This is a genomic window from Exiguobacterium sp. s189, assembly GCF_018617615.1.
GTDB classification, from domain to species: Bacteria; Bacillota; Bacilli; order Exiguobacteriales; family Exiguobacteriaceae; genus Exiguobacterium; species Exiguobacterium aestuarii_A.
The window spans coordinates 243,515-260,134 of record NZ_JACSKM010000003.1; the positions used below are offsets into that span (position 1 = coordinate 243,515).

Consider the following 16,620-nt stretch of genomic DNA (forward strand, 5'->3'; position numbering starts at 1 on the left):
AAGGGGTACAAATGAAACAATCTATAGAGTTGAATCACGGTCAGAAAGCCATTCCTACCATCGGACTTGGCGTCTTTAAAGTAGAGGACGGAGATACGGTCATCGATGCCGTCGTGGAAGCGATTCGTCAAGGATACCGCCACATCGATACGGCAGCCGTCTACGAGAACGAGGAAGGTGTCGGAATCGGAATTCGAAAAGGAATGGAGATGGCGAATATTTCCCGGGATGATTTGTTCATCACCTCAAAACTTTGGAATGCCGATCAAGGATATGAATCAGCCATCGCTGCGTATGAAGCTTCACTCGAACGCCTCGGCTTAGAACAATTGGATTTGTATTTGATTCATTGGCCGGTGGAAGACAAAATTGTTGACTCTTGGCGCGCCCTTGAACAATTGTATCGCGAAGGACGTGTCGGTGCGGTCGGAGTGAGCAACTTCCAGATTCATCACCTTGAGACATTGGCTGCAAACAGTGAACTCGTTCCAGCCGTGAACCAAGTCGAGCGGCATCCGCTGCTACGTCAAACCGAGTTGTCCTCGTATATGAGCGAGCATGGAATCGTACCGGTCGCCTGGGCACCGCTCATGCAAGGTGGATTGTTCGAACAGCCTACGTTAGTTACAATCGCGAAAGAAGTGGAGCGTTCTGTCGCTCAAGTGATATTGCGCTGGCACCTTCAGACAGGGTGGGTCATCATTCCGAAGTCGGTCAAATCGCATCGAATCGAAGAAAACTTCAGCCTGCATGATTTTGAATTGAGCAAAGAACAAATGGAACGGATCGACGCACTCGACCAACATAAACGTGTCGGTCCAGACCCGGACGACTTCGATTTTTAAATAGTATGTAAAAAAAGTCCTTCTCTCGCTCGAGAGAAGGACTTTTGGCGTTATTTTTTGATGTCAAACTTTTCGCTAAGGAAGTTCACGACTTCTTCAGCTGTGTCCATGTTGAGGACTTCGTTGACGATCGATTCTGTTTCTGTCTTCGTCAAGCGCTTCACGAGGCTACGTGCACGAAGGACGCTTGAAGCTGACATCGAGAATTCATCGAGTCCGAGACCGAGAAGGATTGGAATCGCGAGCTCTTCTCCAGCCATCTCTCCACACATACCGACCCATTTGCCAGCTTTGTGTGCTTCTGTGATGACGTTGTGGAGAAGGTTCAAGATGGCAGGGTTGAACGGTTGGTACAAGTAAGATACTTTTTCGTTCATGCGGTCAGCCGCCATCGTGTATTGAATCAAGTCGTTTGTACCGACTGAGAAGAAGTCGACTTCTTTTGCGAATTGTTTCGCCATGACAGCTGTAGATGGAATTTCAACCATCATCCCTGTTTCATATTGACCGACTTCGATTCCTTCTTCTTTCAACTTCGCTTCTTCTTCAAGGAGAAGGGCTTTCGCTGCGCGGAACTCTTCAAGTGTCGCAATCATAGGGAACATGATTGCGAGGTTACCGTGAGCTGACGCGCGGAGAAGGGCACGAAGTTGCGTGCGGAACAAATCTGTTTCCTCGAGGCAAAGACGAATCGCACGATAGCCGAGGAACGGGTTCATCTCTTTCGGGAGGTCGAGGTAAGACAATTCTTTGTCGCCACCGATATCGAGTGTACGGATGACGACTTGCTTGCCTTCCATACCTTCAAGAACCGTTTTGTATGCTGTGTACTGCTCTTCTTCTGTCGGGAATGTTTCAGAGTCCATGTACAAGAACTCTGTACGATAAAGACCGATTGCATCTGAACCGTTTTTCAAGACGCCTTCTAAGTCGTTTGGCGTTCCGATGTTCGCTGCAAGCTTCACTTTATGACCGTCAGCAGTGACAGACTCTTCGTTGACGAGTTGCTTCAACTCTTCTTTGTAAGCTTCGAAATCAGCACGTTTGCCTTCGTACTCTTTGACGAGGTCTTCAGAAGGGTTGACGAACACGTCACCTTCCGTACCGTCGATGATGACGAGGTCACCGTTTTTGATTTCTTCAAGAGCCACTTTCGTACCAACGACCGCTGGAATTTCGAGTGAACGTGACATGATGGCAGAGTGTGATGTACGTCCACCGATGTTTGTCGCGAACCCTTTGACGTATTTACGGTTAAGTTGTGCCGTGTCTGAAGGCGTCAAGTCTTCAGCGATGATGATCACTTCTTCTGAGATCGATGCAGGGGTCACGAATGTCACCCCAAGAATGTGTGCCAAAACACGTTTTGTCACGTCACGAACGTCAGCTGCACGTTCGCGCATGTATTCGTTGTCCATCGATTCGAAAATCATGATCATCGTCTGTGCGACTTCATCAAGTGCTTTCGCAGCGTTCATGTTTTCGCTTTCAATTTTATCGTTCACTTGCGAAACGATTTCTGGATCCTCAACGATTAAAAGGTGAGCTGAGAAAATCTCGGCTTTGTCTGGACCAAGTTCACGAAGCGTGTGCTCGCGGATTTCTTCAAGCTCCGTTTTAGATTGTGCGATTGCATCTTGGAAACGTGCCTTTTCTGCAGCGACATCTTCAATCTTGTGTGTTGGGATATCGAATGAAGGTGTCTCCATGACGAATGCTTTTGCAACTGCAATTCCTGCAGATGCACCAATACCTTTAATGTGTGACATAAGCGTAGTCCCTCTTTTCAAAGAAATAGTGTACTTTCCTGCCTCGTTACTTCATACCCGAAAAGAAAAAAGAATTAACGAGAACGAAGAAAGTTAAAGTAGCAACGGTCTACGACTAGGGGAAGCCTCGACCAGTCAAATTGGCCTCACTTCACGATGAAGAGAAGCCCGATTGCGTACTTTCTTATCCTATCATAAAATAAAACAACGTCACAACGAGGAGATAGCCCACGAATTCGAAGATTTCTTGACTCTTACGCATACTATTTCATTATTTTGGAGAAGTTCGCTATGCTTACCATATATAAAGAAGGGAAGTGGCAAGATGTATCAAATTGCTCAATTAAATTGGACAGATTCATATGACACGATGATTGTTGGAATCGGTGCGGCCGATTCAATCGACGAAGGGCTCGACACATTGTTCGGTGGACGAGTGAAAGCACTCATTCAATCAGGAGATCTTTCGACGAAAACAGGAGAAGTGACGTTATTGCCGACGTTCGCCGGGGAAACGGCACGCGTCTTGTTTGTCGGACTTGGACAACGAAACGACATCACGACAGAAAATGTACGGAACTGGTTCGGGAAAGTGGCGAAGCTCGTCCACGCGCGTGGATTAAAGGACGTTGCAGTCGCACTCGACACGTTCACAAACGACGCGGCTTGCATTTTCGCAGAAGCATTTGAAATGGCGACGTATGCTCATCCTACATACAAGTCAGAGCCGAAACAAACGGTCGAAGAGCCAAACATCACACTTCTTGGGGATGTGTTGCAAGAAGACATCGATGCAGGTGTCGCTTATGGGAAAGGGGTCAATGTCGCTCGAACGTTGACGATGATGCCGGCTAATATTTTGACAGCAGAGACGTTGGCGGATTATGCGGTCGAATTAGCGAAACGCCATGATTTCAAATACCGAGTGTTAGAAAAAGAAGAAATGGAAGGGCTCGGAATGGGTGCACTCCTCGCCGTAAACCAAGGCTCGACGATCCCGCCGAAATTGATTGTGTTGGAATATCGTGGTGCAGAGGAAGAAGCTCCGATTGCGGTTGTCGGAAAAGGCGTCACGTTCGATACAGGTGGCTATTCAATCAAGCCGAAAGACGGCATCGTCGGAATGAAAGGCGATATGGGTGGTGCGGCTACTGTCCTTGGACTATTCGAGACACTCGGACGCACACGTCCGAATAAAAACGTCATCGGAATCATCGGTGCGACAGACAACATGATTTCAGGCGATGCCTTCAAGCCGGATGATGTCATCACGGCAATGAACGGCAAAACGATCGAAGTACTCAACACAGATGCGGAAGGGCGCCTCGTTCTAGCGGATGCTGTCACGTTCGCGAAAACGTATGAGCCAAAAGCAATCATCGACGTAGCTACGCTAACAGGCGGTGTACTCGTCGCACTCGGTACAGACGTGACGGGCTGTCTGACGAACGATGATACCCTCTATCGCTCACTCGAAGAAGCGAGTCGCGAGACGAATGAACTTGTTTGGCAAATGCCATACTTTGATGTGTTCATCGACAAAGTGAGAAAATCAGAAGTAGCCGACTTGAACAACTCACCTGGTCGCTTCGGTCACATGATTTTCGGTGGAGCGTTTGTCGGCGAGTTTGTCGGCGATACACCGTGGCTTCACCTCGATATCGCAGGAACGAGCGAACGTGCGGCAGCGAACGACCTTGGCCCGAAAGGCCCGACTGGTGTCATGGTCCGAACGCTTGCACGGATGATTGAAACGTGGGAGCGCTAAGAGCGCTCCTCTTGATCGGTTTGGCGATTCTGTGTGGCTTCGCGTACACGGTTTGGCCGAACCGGATCTGGTTAGGATGTACAGTATTTTTCGCCGTGTTCGGCGTGTTGATGATGTTACAGGAGGTAAGACATGGTAGGAGTAGGAATTGACGGTGCACGCGGAGGCTGGGTGCGCATCACATACGATAGCATTTCCTTATGTTTGACGATTTCAGAAACGCTAGAGGAGTTGCTCATTGACGGTGCGATGCATTTCGTGGATATGCCGAAAGATTTAGGGACGGTCGACCATCCGAGTCGAGCATGTGACGCGTGGATGCGGAGTCAACTCGTCGAGCGGAAATCGTCCGTCTTTACCCCGCCGATTCAAGAAGTGCTTCATGAAGAGACATACGAGGAAGCGAACAAACAAAGTCGAATGTTGATCGATAAAGGGCTTAGCAAACAGGCTTGGCATTTGGTTCCGCGTATCCGTGAGTTCCAGCATGTGTTAGCGGAGGACGTTTACGAATCTCACCCAGAAGTATGCTTCTCGGTGATGATGGGGCATGAGGCAAGTCATTCGAAAAAGACAGTCGAAGGGCAGGACGAACGAATCGAGTTACTTCGAAAATACTCGAAAAGCTCTCCGTGGAAATGGAAAATGTCGAACGTGCAAATCGATGATATTATCGATGCTTGTATCTTGGCAGTAGCCGCCTATGAAGCGGGGATGAGTGGTCTTTCGTTACACCCGGCTGAAGCGAATGAGCCGAAAGTAGCTGTACCTCAAATGAAAGAAGAGCGATGAAATGTTGATTTCATCGCTCTTTTGCTGTCGTAGCGGACGGACCGACGACGAACCGCCACATATAGTGAAAGACTTTGGCGTTGTATAAAGCCTTCAGCAGAACGGCGAGTACGGGACCTAAGATGAAGCCGAATACACCGAATAGTTTTAGACCGACAAAAATCGAGATGAGTGCAGCAAGCGGATTCAACCCGATATGGGAACCGACAATCTTCGGTTCAGCCAAGTTTCGTTGAACGATGACGATGATGTATAGCACAATCAATCCGATCGCGACGAACCAATCGCCTGATACTGCGGCATAGGCGGCCCACGGAATGAGTAGTGTACCGACACCTAAATAAGGTAAAAGGTCGAAGAACCCTGCGAGTAAAGCGAATGAGAGCGGATTGTCGACTCGGAGAATGAACATACCGACCAGTACGATTCCGAAGGTGATGGAAATGAGCGTAAGTTGTGCCCGAACGTAACCGAATAAAGCGGATTTCAGGTTGATCATCACTTCCTCGAACTCTTTAAATCCTTTGCGTTTATTCAGGCGATTTAGAGACGTCACGTAAGAGGGCCAGTCTTTTGTAATAAAGAACCAGGCGAGCACAATGACGACGACAAGCAGCAGGACGAGTGGGAGTGCGGCCAACATGCCTTGTAGGACACTTGCCACACCACGGGATAAAACACCGATTGCGGCCGCGAGTTGGACACCGAGCTCTGTGATGCCGCCTTCTAATGAAGTCGTCTGTCCAGGATTCAATTGTTGATAACTCTCGTACGCATCGTTGACGAGTGGTGCAATCTTTTCGTTGAACAAGCGCTGGACATATTCAGTGAACGTTTGGATTTGTTCAGGAAGTCGCTCCGCTGCGATTGTCGCATAATGAATCAATTGGATGATGACGATGGTGATGATGCCGACGACGATACTGAGGACGATCAACAACGAGATGAGTGTCCCGAGTGCACGCGGCATATTTGTTTTTCGTTCGAAGAAATTGACGAGTGGAACGGTCAAGAGAGATAAGAGTAGGGCAAACACGAAAGGATACGTATATTCGAAGAGGATGTTCAGTACCCATGTGATCAAAAATAGACCAATCACGACAAGTACGAACCGAAGCAGTTGCCAAAGTCTTACCGAAGACATGAAAAACCCACCCTTTCCGGACAGTTAGATTGAGCATAGTATATCATGTAGACGGTAAATAAAGCAGAAAGATAGGTGAATGAACATGAGAGAGATTCAACAAAAAATTGATACGATGATTCTTCATTTGGGAGGCTACTGGAGACCGCTATCGGGGCTGGCACGATTATTAGAAGAAGTGGGGGAAGTGGGGGGAGCGATGCGGAGAGGATCAGCGGAGGAGCTAAAAGAAGAACTGCTCGATGTGCTCGTCATTTCCACGTGTCTCGCGAACCAGTATGCAATCTCACTTCAACAACAAGAAGCGGATGTAAGAGAAGTGACGAAAGAACAGTTATATTTTCAAATCGTAGAAGAGGCCGGCGAAGTGGCGAGGATATTGAATGCTTACGAAGGAGATAAAAAGCTGAAGCCGAATCGCCAAGGAGAGTCGTTACAGCTGCATATCGAGCAACTGCAACGTGCCGTGATTTCTTTAGGAGAACAGTGCAACTACGAACTGTTTGACTCATTGTATGCATTAATTGATGAAAAATCGACACGTGACTTCGGGCGTTTCGATCATACACCGGATCCGATTACGGAAGCTTCCGTCAGAAGCTATGTCACGTATCAGTCTGGACGTTATTGGGGTGGGATTGATCCTAAACCTTTTGAGCGGTTTGACCGATATATGGAGAGAGAGAAACACGTGGAACGTTTTTTGAAAATTGCTCGTATTGAGGGGCTTGATGGATTTGTGATCAAGTTGGGTCGAGATGGACTAATTGTTCCTGAAAATGTTGAAAAAGACTTAAACTTACCTAGTGATTTCAAGGTAACTATCGAGGTATACAATACTCAAGGTTATGTCGTCATTCGTCCAAAGTTATAAAAAACATAAAAAAAGATAAATCATTTATCTCTTTTTCTAAAAAGAAAGTATCGACTATTTTAATATTTGTTAATATATTTCTAACAACCATTGTCAAAAGCTTTCAATGAAAGGAAAAGTGGATGAAAAAGAAATTATTTACATTCGTCATGTCGGTTTTTGTCGTTTTTGCAAGCATAGGGGTTCATCAAGTTGAAGCAGCCACATATAATGGCAAAACATCTGTCAATTTAAATGTTCGTGTAAAACCAGACTTGAATGGAAAAGTGTACACAACACTAAAGAAAAACAGTAGTGTAAATTACGGTAACTACAATAGTAGTTGGGTAAAGGTATATCTGAATGGGAAAACATATTATGCTTCGAAACGTTACATTGTTCCAATAAAGGCATCACAAATTAGCACAACTTCCACTGTCAAAACGACAAAAGGAGTTACAACAGCAAACCTAAACGTCCGCACGTCCCCTAGTTTAAGTGGAAAAATATATAAAACATTGAAGAAGAATACGAAAGTCGATTACGCGTCCCATAACTCATCGTGGGTCAAAGTGGTCATCAGTGGAAAGACATACTATGCCTCGAAGAAATATGTAAAGTCAGTAACTACAACACCTTCTTCATCAGTAACATCTACTCCGAACGTTTTGAAAGGGATTTTGACGAGCAATTTAAATATTCGTACGTCCCCTAGTTTAAGCGGGAAAGTGTATAAGACACTGAAAAAGAATACAAAAGTTGATTATGCATCGTACAATTCATCGTGGGTCAAAGTGATAATAAGTGGGAAAACATATTACGCGTCGAAAGCTTACATCAAACCTGTTACCACAGAAGTGAAAGTGACAAAGGTGATTGGTTATGCGAAAGAACCTTTAAAACTCTATAGCAAAACAGACCAAAAGTCGACAGTCGTCAACACGTTGCCAAGTAAAAAAGAAATGACTTATAGCAAGTATAATTCAGATTGGTCGATGGTCTATTTAGGTACAAAAACCTATTTTACTTTGACGAAATGGATTACTGTTGGGAAAGTTCCAGTCGAAAAGCCGGTAGAAGAAAAGATTCAAGGATATGCATCGCAAACACTTATCTTATACAATCAATTATCAAGCAATGCGACTATTGTAAAAGAACTCCAAAAACACGAAAATCTAACATATAGTAAAATTGATGAAAAGTGGATAAAAGTTTATATCGGATCGAACGTATATTATGCTGAGGCGAGTAAGGTTATCTCTGGGAAGCCGGATGTTGATTCTCTAGGTGTTATTTATGTGAACGTTCCGGGTGATGTACTTAATGTTCGTCAAGCTGCTTCCGTTAATTCAAAGCAAGTGGGAACGTTAAAACATGGAACTGAGATTGAATATTATGGTACGGAAAACGGATTTCATAAAATTAAATTTAATGGGCAATTTGCTTATATTTTTTCGGCATTCATAAAAACTTCTAAACCTGTTGCTTCGTCAAACGCTGTTATCATTCTTGATCCAGGGCACGGTGGAAGGGATCCAGGTGCGGTTAATGGTTCGCTTTATGAAAAAACAATCGTGTTAGATGTAACGAAACGGGTAGAGGCATATCTTCGTTCGAAATATGGGTATACGGTACGCATGACACGTTCGACAGATGTCTATTTGACGCTCGAACAGCGTGTCGCTGCGGCGAAGTCGTTACGTGGCAACTTGTTCATCAGTATGCATGTCAATGCTTTAAATGTTTCTTCCGCAAAAGGGATGGAAACATACTACTCAACACGTTCAGCTCATAGTGCTCGTAGTCGCGTGTTGGCTTCAAATATTCAAAATAACCTAGCTAGTAAGATGAGTGGGATGTCGAACCGTGGTGTGAAGACAGCAAATTATCACGTCATCACGTATAATACGATGCCATCTGCTCTCGTAGAGCTCGGATTCATTTCTTCTCCAACGGATTTGACGTATCTTCGGAGTGACGCATCTCGCCAACGTATGGCAGAAGGTGTTGCGGAAGGAATCGCTAAATACGTACAAACTTATCATTGATTCGAAAAACCTTAGACGAACGTGTCTAAGGTTTTTTGATGCATCAAAAAAACCGAACCATGTAAAGGTTCGGTTGAGAAGAATTTTACAAGTCGTCGAAACCGTTCGCGTCTGTCACTTTCGCATACGAACGCGATTTTTGTTCGAAGAAATCAGATTTTGTTGCGTTGAGTGAGTCGTCTGAGTATGCACGGATCCAAGGCATGACATCTTCGTCATATCCTACGTACAAATCGTTCAGACCAATTACGCGTAAACGTTTGTTTGCCAAGTATTTGACGTAGTCACGCATCTCACTGACGTCGAGTCCATCGAGGTCGCGAAGGACGTATTCACACCACTCAATCTCAAGGTCGACGGCCTCTGCCATCGTATCGTATACGAATTGGCTGAACTGTCCGTCCGCATCAATCTTTGGATTTTCAGTCAAGACAGCACGGAGCAACTGGCTGATGAAGTAAGAATGTTGCATCTCGTCGCGCTGGATATAACTGATCATCGTTGACGTCCCGACCATCTTTTGGTGACGGGCCAAGTTATAGAAGTAGGCGAATCCAGAATAGAAGTTGATGCCTTCCAAAATGACCGAGGCCACAAGTGATTTTGCGAAATTCTCTGCGTTTGGCGTGTCGCGGAATTCTTCATATAAGTCCAGGATGAATTGGTTACGTTTCATGACCATCTCGTCGTCTTTCGCAATATCAAAGATGCGATTTTGTTCAGCGAGTGGGACAAGGCTTGATAAAACGTAACTATACGATTGATTGTGTACGACTTCCTGTTGCGCGATGACGGCAAGTACGGCGTGTACGGATGAGTCTGACGAGAACATTGACGACTCGAGGATATATCGTGTCTGGACAGAGTCGAGAATTGATAACAGCCCGATGATTCGCTTGAACGCATCTTGTTCACGTTCAGTTAGTTGCGGCCACTGTTGCATGTCTTTCGACATCGAGATCTCATCTGGGATCCAAAAGTTTGAAAGTAATTGCTTATAAATCGTATAAAACTGAGGATATGCGATATCGTTCCAGTTCACGATTGAGCTTGTTTCGCCACCGATGATGGCGGTTGCCCGGTTAGGATGTTTGGGCGACAATAATTTGATTTTCTGAATCGACATGGTGCATGACTCCTTCTTCTACATTCTGAGCCATCCGTTCTGCCCAGTGCTGGACGTTGAACGGTTGGTTGCGAGGCGACTGCTCGATTTTAAGCAGTTCACCGGCGAGTGGGATTCCGTATTTTGAAAGGTGGTACGCCATCTCATCGACCGCTCGACAGAAATGAACAAACATTTTGTCACCCGTTCCGAATACGGCTGCCTGACGAATCGGTACATTCAATTCTTTTAGCACGAGACGGAACGTGTCCTTCATTTCATCCGGCAAGATGCCATCTGCCCATGTGTAAGACCCAAAATAGACGAGGTCACACGTTGTGAGAGACTGGGCTTCCCGATATCCGACCCGATCCGCGTCGTAGCGGACAACGTGGTCACCACGATGATGGTGGGTCGACTCGATGAGCGTCGCCACTTCTTCCGTATTTCCGCTCATCGAATGACAAATGATTGCAATGTTCATGTCGTTAACCACCTTTCATTAAAAACGGACTAATGATGAATCGAACAAGTTATGAGGCACAAGACTCACATTCATCTACTTCAACGGTCGTTGAACGTGTGTAATAAATCGATTTCATACCGAGAGACCAAGCTTCTAAGTGCATCGCGAGAAGCTCTGTCGCTTTCACATCGTTCTTCACGTACAAGTTGAAGCTGATTGCTTGGTCGATGTGACGTTGGCGCGATGCGTTTTGACGGATGCTCCATAGTTGATCGACTTCGAAAGCTGATTTATAGAACCAGTTCGTCTCAGGTGTCAAATCAGGCACCGTGACCGGAATCTTATAGTTCTTCTTCTCTTCTGAGTAGACTTTTTTATAGACCGGGTCAATCGAAGCGGTACTACCCGCGATGATAGCAGTCGACGAGTTCGGTGCAACAGCCATCATATAGGCGTTACGAACACCGTTTTGGTGGACGGCTTCTGCGAGACCATCCCAATCCAACTCGTCGTGCGAGCGATAGTTCCGGCGCTTGAAGTATTCACCTGTATGCCATTCCGATCCTTCGAAGACGCCGAACGCGCCTTTCTCCTTCGCGAGCTCCATCGAAGCTTGGATCGTGAGGTAGGCAATCTTCTCGTAGAGTTTCTCCGCGTATTGAACGGCGTCGACCGATTCCCAGCGGATTCCTTCGAGGGCGAGTAGATGATGCCATCCGAACGTGCCGAGACCGACCGCGCGATACTTCTGGTTCGTGATCATCGCTTGTGGCACTTCAATGGTGTTCAAGTCGATGACGTTGTCGAGCATACGCATTTGAATCGGGATCAGGCGTTCGAGCACGTCTGCTTTCACCGCACGGGCGAGTGCGATTGAGCTCAAGTTACAGACGACGAAATCACCTGGTGTTTTCGTGATGACGATTTTTCCGTCTTGTGTGTACTCTTCTTCAATCGTCGTTGCTGACATGTTTTGTGCGATCTCTGAACAAAGGTTCGAGCTATAGATCATACCGGCGTGTTTGTTCGGGTTTGCCCGGTTCACAGAGTCGCGGAAGAACATGTAAGGTGTACCTGTTTCAAGCTGTGAGCGCATGTAACGTTTCACGAGGTCGATGGCAGGTACGGTCACGCGAGACAATTCTGGTGTGTTGACGCACTCCATGTATTTCTCTGTGAAGCTACCGCCGTTCTCTGTTTCATCGAAGTAGTCCTCAAGGCTATATCCCATCACCGTGCGAATCTCATGCGGGTCGAACAAATGCCACTCACCGCGTGCCTCGACCGTACGCATGAATAGGTCCGGTAAACAGACTCCTGTGAACAAGTCGTGCGTCCGTAGACGCTCATCCCCGTTGTTCAACTTCGCATCTAAGAATTCGAAGATATCTTTATGCCAGATGTCTAGATATACGGCGATTGAACCTTGGCGCATGCCGAGTTGGTCGACAGAAACGGCCGTATTGTTCAATTGTTTCATCCAAGGAAGCGCACCGCTCGAGACGCCTTTGAATCCTTTGATGTCACTTCCGCGCGAACGGATTTTACCGAGATAGACACCGATTCCCCCGCCGCCTTTTGAAAGTGTCGCCACGTCGGTGTTGGAATCGTAGATGCCGCGAAGCGAGTCGTCGACTGTATCGATGAAGCAAGAGCTGAGCTGACCGTATGACTTACCAGCGTTCGATAACGTCGGTGTTGCGACGGTCATATAAAGGTTTGAGAGCGCCCAGTACGCTTCTTCGACGAGTTTGAGGCGTGTTTTTTCATCCTCTTTTTGCATGAGGGTCATCGCGATGACCATGAAGCGCTCTTGTGGAAGCTCGTATAAGTTCTTCACATGGTCGCGGCCGAGGTAACGGTCCGATAACGTACGAAGTCCGATGTAAGTGAAGAGGCGATCGCGAGACGGGTCAATCAACGACTCGAGGTGGTCCATATCTTCTTTTGAATACGTATCCATCAGTGCTGAAGTGAAGATGCGTTTTGATGTCAACGTCTCGATCAAGTGATGGAAGTTGCCGTAGCGCATCGACGCATCATAGCCGCGATTACGTGCCGCCTCGAGATAGAGACGGTTCAAATACATCTCAGTCGCCACGAACGTCCAGTCCGGCTCTTCGGCTTTCAACATATCGAGCGCATGCATCGTCAATAAGTCATATACTACATCTTGTGTCAGCGTCTTTGTCTCGAGCGCCCGAATCGCGCGTTCCTCGTAACGCTGTACACTTAAATGAGGATACCGTGTTTGGATAGATTGAATAAGAGAAGAGACATCAGCAAGCGTTGGCGTCGCTGGTAGCATCGTCTCGTGGTGGATAGGGGATGTCAAAATCGATCACTCCTTTAATAGATGTAGACGTTATGAAAGTATAATAAGAACTTCCTAACCTGTCACAATAATGTGTCAACGACCAAAATAGCTGTTAACTATATATTGACACATTTTTATCTTTTTAATCATAAAACACCTATATTTAGTTTTTCAATCCTTGACATTCTTGAATGTGCAGGGCGGTGTTTTGCTTTTGTTCGAAAAGGGCTTCATGACCCAATTTGAGACAGAGAAATGAGATGAAAAATTTTTATGAATTCTAATTGCACAGTTCTTCACAGAAAAATGAATTCGATTTCATCTTCGAAGAAGGGGTGTTTGAACCTCTATATAGGCACGAATGTATTGTATTTGACGTCGATCATCAGAATACCTGCATGAATCGGTCGACACTAGATATAGTGTTTCGTCAAATCGTGACGAATGAATCCGTTTGTCAAGGCTGGTATCCGAGCAAAAAGTAAGGTAGATTGATGAGGTAGGACATGGATTTCAACGAAAAGAAGGGTTTAACAAGTGCGTACAGAAGACTTATTATTAACATGGGACCCGCTCGGTTATGGAACAGGTTCATACGGACCGGAGTTCGATGAGGTGATGGTAGCATTAACCTATGTCGAATCTTCAGAACAATTGACCGATGTGATTCGCCGCACGCTTCTTGAGGCGTTCGATGAGTGTCCCCCTGAAGAAGAAATCATGAAGATGGCGCAGCAACTATTCGCGTCGTCATCTTGCCAACTATAAGGAGGAAGAATTAATGTTACGAATTGATCCAACACCAAACCCGAATGCAATGAAAGTCACACTTCCAGAAAACGTATTCGGCGCAAAAAGCCAAAGTGTGAAAGCAGGGGAAGCGACAGATCAACCGCTCCTTGCGAAACTTGTCGAGATTGAAGGTGTCGAAAGTGTATTCGCATACGGCGACTTCGTAACCGTTTCAAAAGAGAATGGTGTGAGTTGGGAAGCAATCCTTCCGCACGTTGAGACGGCATATCGCGGATGAACCCGATTGTCTCGATCGTCATTCCAGCCTATAAGCGCGAGATGGAATTGACGGAGCTGCTTGAAAGCTTAACGGTCCAAACGTTTCAGCAGTTCGAAGTCTTGGTCATGAATAATGAAGGGCCGCCAAAACAGCATATTTTGGCGCCTTTTTTGAATCAATTGGATGTGCGTGTCATTGAAGTCGGGGAGAATCATCACGTCCGTGCGCGGAATCGTGGCGTGCTCGAAGCGAAAGGGAACGTCATCTTACTGTTAGACGATGATGATTTGCTCATGCCGACTCACATCGAAGATGGACTACGCGATTTACAAGAAGCGGACTTCGTCTATACGGATGCCGAGCTATTCCGCTTTGCATGGGAAGGCGGTCGTCGAGTAGTGACGGACTGGGAACCGTTCGCATATGACTTCGACCGTGAGCGGATGCGAAAGGACTCGACGTTCATCCCGTCCGGTACGATGTATCGCAAATCAATCCATGACACAATCGGTCTCTTCGATGAAGACGTCTATAATTATTGGGACTGGGATTTCTTCTTGAGGGTCATGGAGACGTTCACCGTGTCCCATCCCGCTCGCGCGACGGTTCTCTACGCATTCAATGGGACGGACAACCTATCGGCAAAACAAGACGAAACGAGACGTCGTTACTTTGACCACTTTTGTCAGAAGCATGGGCTGACAGACATGGGGATGAAGAATTTCCATATGGTCCAAGAGGAACGACGTCCATATGTGAGGCAGACAGAGAGAACGTTCACAGGCGTGTTACCTGGTCGGACGGAAGGAGAATAAGTATGTATTCATCAAAAGAACTTGAACTATTAGAGTTGTTAGAAGAAAAGGGCTATCTGGAGACGAAGATGTTGGCTGATTTGTTGGCGCTCGATGAAGAGACGATTGAGTCGATGCTCGAGAAGTTCAAACAAGATGGGATTTTGCTTGGTTTTCGGGCGATGGTCAATTGGCAAAAAATCAATCGACATGATGTCACTGCCTTTATTGACGTCAAAGTTGCGCCGAAACGAGGCCGCGGATTTGATGATGTGGCCGAGCGTATTTATCGTTTCCCGGAAGTGACGGCCCTTTATTTGATGTCAGGTGCTTACGATCTTCAAGTCGTCATTCAAGCGAGCTCGCTTCAGGACGTGGCTTCGTTCGTCTCCGACAAGTTGTCACCGCTTGACTCGGTCTTGTCGACGACGACACACTTCAAATTGAAGACGTACAAGCACGACGGGATTTTGTTCACCCCACAAACTGAAGACAAGCGATTGAACATCACGCCATGAAGTCATTATCCAATCAAGTCGTCTCCATGAAGCCATCAGGCATCCGTCGTTTCTTTGATTTGGCGCAAACGATGGAAAACGTGGTTTCTCTCGGGGTGGGAGAACCGGATTTCATCACGCCTTGGAACGTTCGGGAAGCGAGCTATGTCGCACTCGAACAAGGATATACGGCGTATAGTGCCAATGCAGGACTCATCGAGTTACGCGAAGAGATTGCTACTTATATGAAGGAACGATTTTCAGTCAAATACGATCCGACATCGGAATTAATTGTGACGACAGGTGCCTCACAGGCGCTCGATATCGCATTCCGTGCCCTACTGAATCCAGGAGATGAAGTCATCGTCGTCGAACCAGCATTCGTATCTTACGGACCGCTCATCGAGATGGCAGGTGGGAAAGTTGTTCCTGTCGCCTGTCGTCCTGAAAAGGGTTTTCGCCTCGACCGGGATGATGTCGAGCGCGTCATCACCGAGCGGACGAAGGCGATTCTCCTTTGCTTCCCGTCCAATCCGACGGGAGCGACGATGAACGGTGACGAGCTCGCGCAAATCGCAGAACTCGCGACCAAGTATGACCTTTGGGTTGTCAGTGACGAGATTTATGCAGAACTTTGCTATGACGAGCCTTTCACGAGTTTCGCGACACTTCACGATATGCGGGACCGGACAATCGTCATCAATGGTTTCTCAAAAGCGTTCGCGATGACGGGATGGCGCCTCGGTTTCACTTGTGCCCCTGAAATCGTGACGCGGGAAATGTTGAAGGTTCATCAATATGGCATGATGTGTGCCCCGACGCTCGTTCAATTCGGCGGACTCGAGGCACTTCGTTCACGTCATCAACACGTACCGAACATGGTGAAGAGCTATCGTCAACGTCGGAACTATTTCATTCAGGCGCTGAACGAGGCAGGTCTCCCGACACACGTGCCGGGTGGAGCTTTCTATGCCTTCCCGTCGATTCGACACACGGGGTTGACAAGTGAAGAATTTGCGGAACGTCTCTTGCTTGAAGAACGGGTCGCCGTCGTCCCAGGGAACGCCTTCGGTGAGAGTGGGGAAGGGTTCGTTCGAGCGAGCTATGCGACGTCGCTCGAACAGTTACAAGAAGCGATTCGACGCATCCATCGATTCATGCAGCAATTCGAAGTCACAGCGGTCAAGGACTCTCATTCGTGAGGGTCTTT

Annotated in this window: 15 protein-coding genes; 10 read left to right on the plus strand and 5 right to left on the minus strand. The window is 46.9% G+C overall.

The features are described 5' to 3' along the window. The first annotated feature begins 11 nt into the window (after positions 1 to 11). On the plus strand, positions 12 to 845 hold the full coding sequence (locus KNO99_RS05940; protein WP_214746289.1) for an aldo/keto reductase: 834 nt from the start codon (positions 12 to 14) through the stop codon (positions 843 to 845). 50 nt (positions 846 to 895) lie between these two features. On the opposite strand, the gene ptsP is transcribed toward KNO99_RS05940, so the two are convergent. Further along, complete coding sequence (gene ptsP, locus KNO99_RS05945) at positions 896 to 2,614, minus strand: phosphoenolpyruvate--protein phosphotransferase (protein ID WP_214746293.1); 1,719 nt, start codon at positions 2,612 to 2,614, stop codon at positions 896 to 898. 325 nt (positions 2,615 to 2,939) lie between these two features. On the opposite strand from ptsP, the gene KNO99_RS05950 reads away from it, so the two are divergent. Both KNO99_RS05950 and KNO99_RS05955 read left to right on the plus strand, forming a co-directional pair. Further along, positions 2,940 to 4,382, plus strand: a complete 1,443-nt coding sequence (locus KNO99_RS05950) for a leucyl aminopeptidase (protein ID WP_214746296.1) — start codon at positions 2,940 to 2,942, stop codon at positions 4,380 to 4,382. A 132-nt stretch (positions 4,383 to 4,514) separates the two neighbouring features. Then, positions 4,515 to 5,174 (plus strand): DUF429 domain-containing protein, encoded by a 660-nt coding sequence (locus KNO99_RS05955; RefSeq protein ID WP_214746299.1) that lies wholly within the window; start codon positions 4,515 to 4,517, stop codon positions 5,172 to 5,174. 10 nt (positions 5,175 to 5,184) lie between these two features. Here KNO99_RS05955 and ytvI read toward each other — a convergent pair whose 3' ends face one another. After that, positions 5,185 to 6,318 carry a sporulation integral membrane protein YtvI gene (gene ytvI, locus KNO99_RS05960; RefSeq protein WP_214746302.1) on the minus strand — a complete coding sequence of 378 codons (1,134 nt, stop codon included), beginning with the start codon at positions 6,316 to 6,318 and terminating at the stop codon, positions 5,185 to 5,187. A gap of 85 nt (positions 6,319 to 6,403) precedes the next feature. Here ytvI and KNO99_RS05965 point away from each other — a divergent pair, with 85 nt between their 5' ends. Both KNO99_RS05965 and KNO99_RS05970 read left to right on the plus strand, forming a co-directional pair. Further along, the gene (locus tag KNO99_RS05965) at positions 6,404 to 7,192 is read left to right on the plus strand and encodes a MazG nucleotide pyrophosphohydrolase domain-containing protein (protein WP_251130969.1); all 789 of its coding nucleotides are present in this window, start codon (positions 6,404 to 6,406) and stop codon (positions 7,190 to 7,192) included. 122 nt (positions 7,193 to 7,314) lie between these two features. After that, complete coding sequence (locus KNO99_RS05970; protein WP_214746308.1) at positions 7,315 to 9,219, plus strand: N-acetylmuramoyl-L-alanine amidase family protein; 1,905 nt, start codon at positions 7,315 to 7,317, stop codon at positions 9,217 to 9,219. A gap of 85 nt (positions 9,220 to 9,304) precedes the next feature. On the opposite strand, the gene KNO99_RS05975 is transcribed toward KNO99_RS05970, so the two are convergent. The 3 genes from KNO99_RS05975 to KNO99_RS05985 are packed head-to-tail and all read right to left on the minus strand — an operon-like array spanning position 9,305 to position 13,098. After that, positions 9,305 to 10,345: a ribonucleotide-diphosphate reductase subunit beta gene (locus KNO99_RS05975; protein WP_214746311.1), complete on the minus strand. Its 1,041-nt coding sequence runs from the start codon at positions 10,343 to 10,345 to the stop codon at positions 9,305 to 9,307. After that, a complete protein-coding gene (locus KNO99_RS05980; RefSeq protein ID WP_214746314.1) occupies positions 10,302 to 10,808 on the minus strand; it encodes a flavodoxin domain-containing protein in 507 nt (168 codons plus the stop codon). The genes KNO99_RS05975 and KNO99_RS05980 overlap by 44 nt, the downstream gene beginning before the upstream one ends. Before the next feature lie 49 nt (positions 10,809 to 10,857). Further along, on the minus strand, positions 10,858 to 13,098 hold the full coding sequence (locus KNO99_RS05985; protein ID WP_214746505.1) for a ribonucleoside-diphosphate reductase subunit alpha: 2,241 nt from the start codon (positions 13,096 to 13,098) through the stop codon (positions 10,858 to 10,860). Positions 13,099 to 13,644: 546 nt separating this feature from the next. Here KNO99_RS05985 and KNO99_RS05990 point away from each other — a divergent pair. Genes KNO99_RS05990 through KNO99_RS06010 form a run of 5 tightly spaced genes read left to right on the plus strand, consistent with a single transcriptional unit; the run spans position 13,645 to position 16,612 of the window. After that, entirely contained in the window at positions 13,645 to 13,875 is a 231-nt protein-coding gene (locus tag KNO99_RS05990) for a DUF1871 family protein (protein ID WP_214746317.1), read from the plus strand. Between the two features lie 13 nt (positions 13,876 to 13,888). Further along, entirely contained in the window at positions 13,889 to 14,137 is a 249-nt protein-coding gene (locus tag KNO99_RS05995; RefSeq protein WP_012726804.1) for a NifU N-terminal domain-containing protein, read from the plus strand. After that, entirely contained in the window at positions 14,134 to 14,934 is an 801-nt protein-coding gene (locus KNO99_RS06000) for a glycosyltransferase family 2 protein (protein ID WP_214746320.1), read from the plus strand. Before KNO99_RS05995 ends, KNO99_RS06000 begins: the two co-directional genes overlap by 4 nt. A 2-nt stretch (positions 14,935 to 14,936) precedes the next feature. Continuing rightward, positions 14,937 to 15,431 (plus strand): Lrp/AsnC family transcriptional regulator, encoded by a 495-nt coding sequence (locus tag KNO99_RS06005; RefSeq protein ID WP_074033499.1) that lies wholly within the window; start codon positions 14,937 to 14,939, stop codon positions 15,429 to 15,431. Continuing rightward, entirely contained in the window at positions 15,428 to 16,612 is a 1,185-nt protein-coding gene (locus tag KNO99_RS06010) for an aminotransferase (RefSeq protein WP_214746323.1), read from the plus strand. Before KNO99_RS06005 ends, KNO99_RS06010 begins: the two co-directional genes overlap by 4 nt. Positions 16,613 to 16,620: the final 8 nt, after the last annotated feature.

Bases quoted from the DNA above. Each gene is read 5' to 3' on its own strand.
- ptsP (WP_214746293.1), bottom strand. From the start codon at position 2,614: ATGTCACACATTAAAGGTATTGGTGCATCTGCAGGAATTGCAGTTGCA.
- KNO99_RS05970 (WP_214746308.1), top strand. From the start codon at position 7,315: ATGAAAAAGAAATTATTTACATTCGTCATGTCGGTTTTTGTCGTTTTT.
- KNO99_RS05975 (WP_214746311.1), bottom strand. From the start codon at position 10,345: ATGTCGATTCAGAAAATCAAATTATTGTCGCCCAAACATCCTAACCGG.
- ytvI (WP_214746302.1), bottom strand. From the start codon at position 6,318: ATGTCTTCGGTAAGACTTTGGCAACTGCTTCGGTTCGTACTTGTCGTG.
- KNO99_RS05985 (WP_214746505.1), bottom strand. From the start codon at position 13,098: ATGCTACCAGCGACGCCAACGCTTGCTGATGTCTCTTCTCTTATTCAA.
- KNO99_RS05980 (WP_214746314.1), bottom strand. From the start codon at position 10,808: ATGAACATTGCAATCATTTGTCATTCGATGAGCGGAAATACGGAAGAA.
- KNO99_RS05955 (WP_214746299.1), top strand. From the start codon at position 4,515: ATGGTAGGAGTAGGAATTGACGGTGCACGCGGAGGCTGGGTGCGCATC.
- KNO99_RS05950 (WP_214746296.1), top strand. From the start codon at position 2,940: ATGTATCAAATTGCTCAATTAAATTGGACAGATTCATATGACACGATG.
- KNO99_RS06000 (WP_214746320.1), top strand. From the start codon at position 14,134: ATGAACCCGATTGTCTCGATCGTCATTCCAGCCTATAAGCGCGAGATG.
- KNO99_RS05940 (WP_214746289.1), top strand. From the start codon at position 12: ATGAAACAATCTATAGAGTTGAATCACGGTCAGAAAGCCATTCCTACC.
- KNO99_RS05965 (WP_251130969.1), top strand. From the start codon at position 6,404: ATGAGAGAGATTCAACAAAAAATTGATACGATGATTCTTCATTTGGGA.
- KNO99_RS05995 (WP_012726804.1), top strand. From the start codon at position 13,889: ATGTTACGAATTGATCCAACACCAAACCCGAATGCAATGAAAGTCACA.
- KNO99_RS06010 (WP_214746323.1), top strand. From the start codon at position 15,428: ATGAAGTCATTATCCAATCAAGTCGTCTCCATGAAGCCATCAGGCATC.
- KNO99_RS06005 (WP_074033499.1), top strand. From the start codon at position 14,937: ATGTATTCATCAAAAGAACTTGAACTATTAGAGTTGTTAGAAGAAAAG.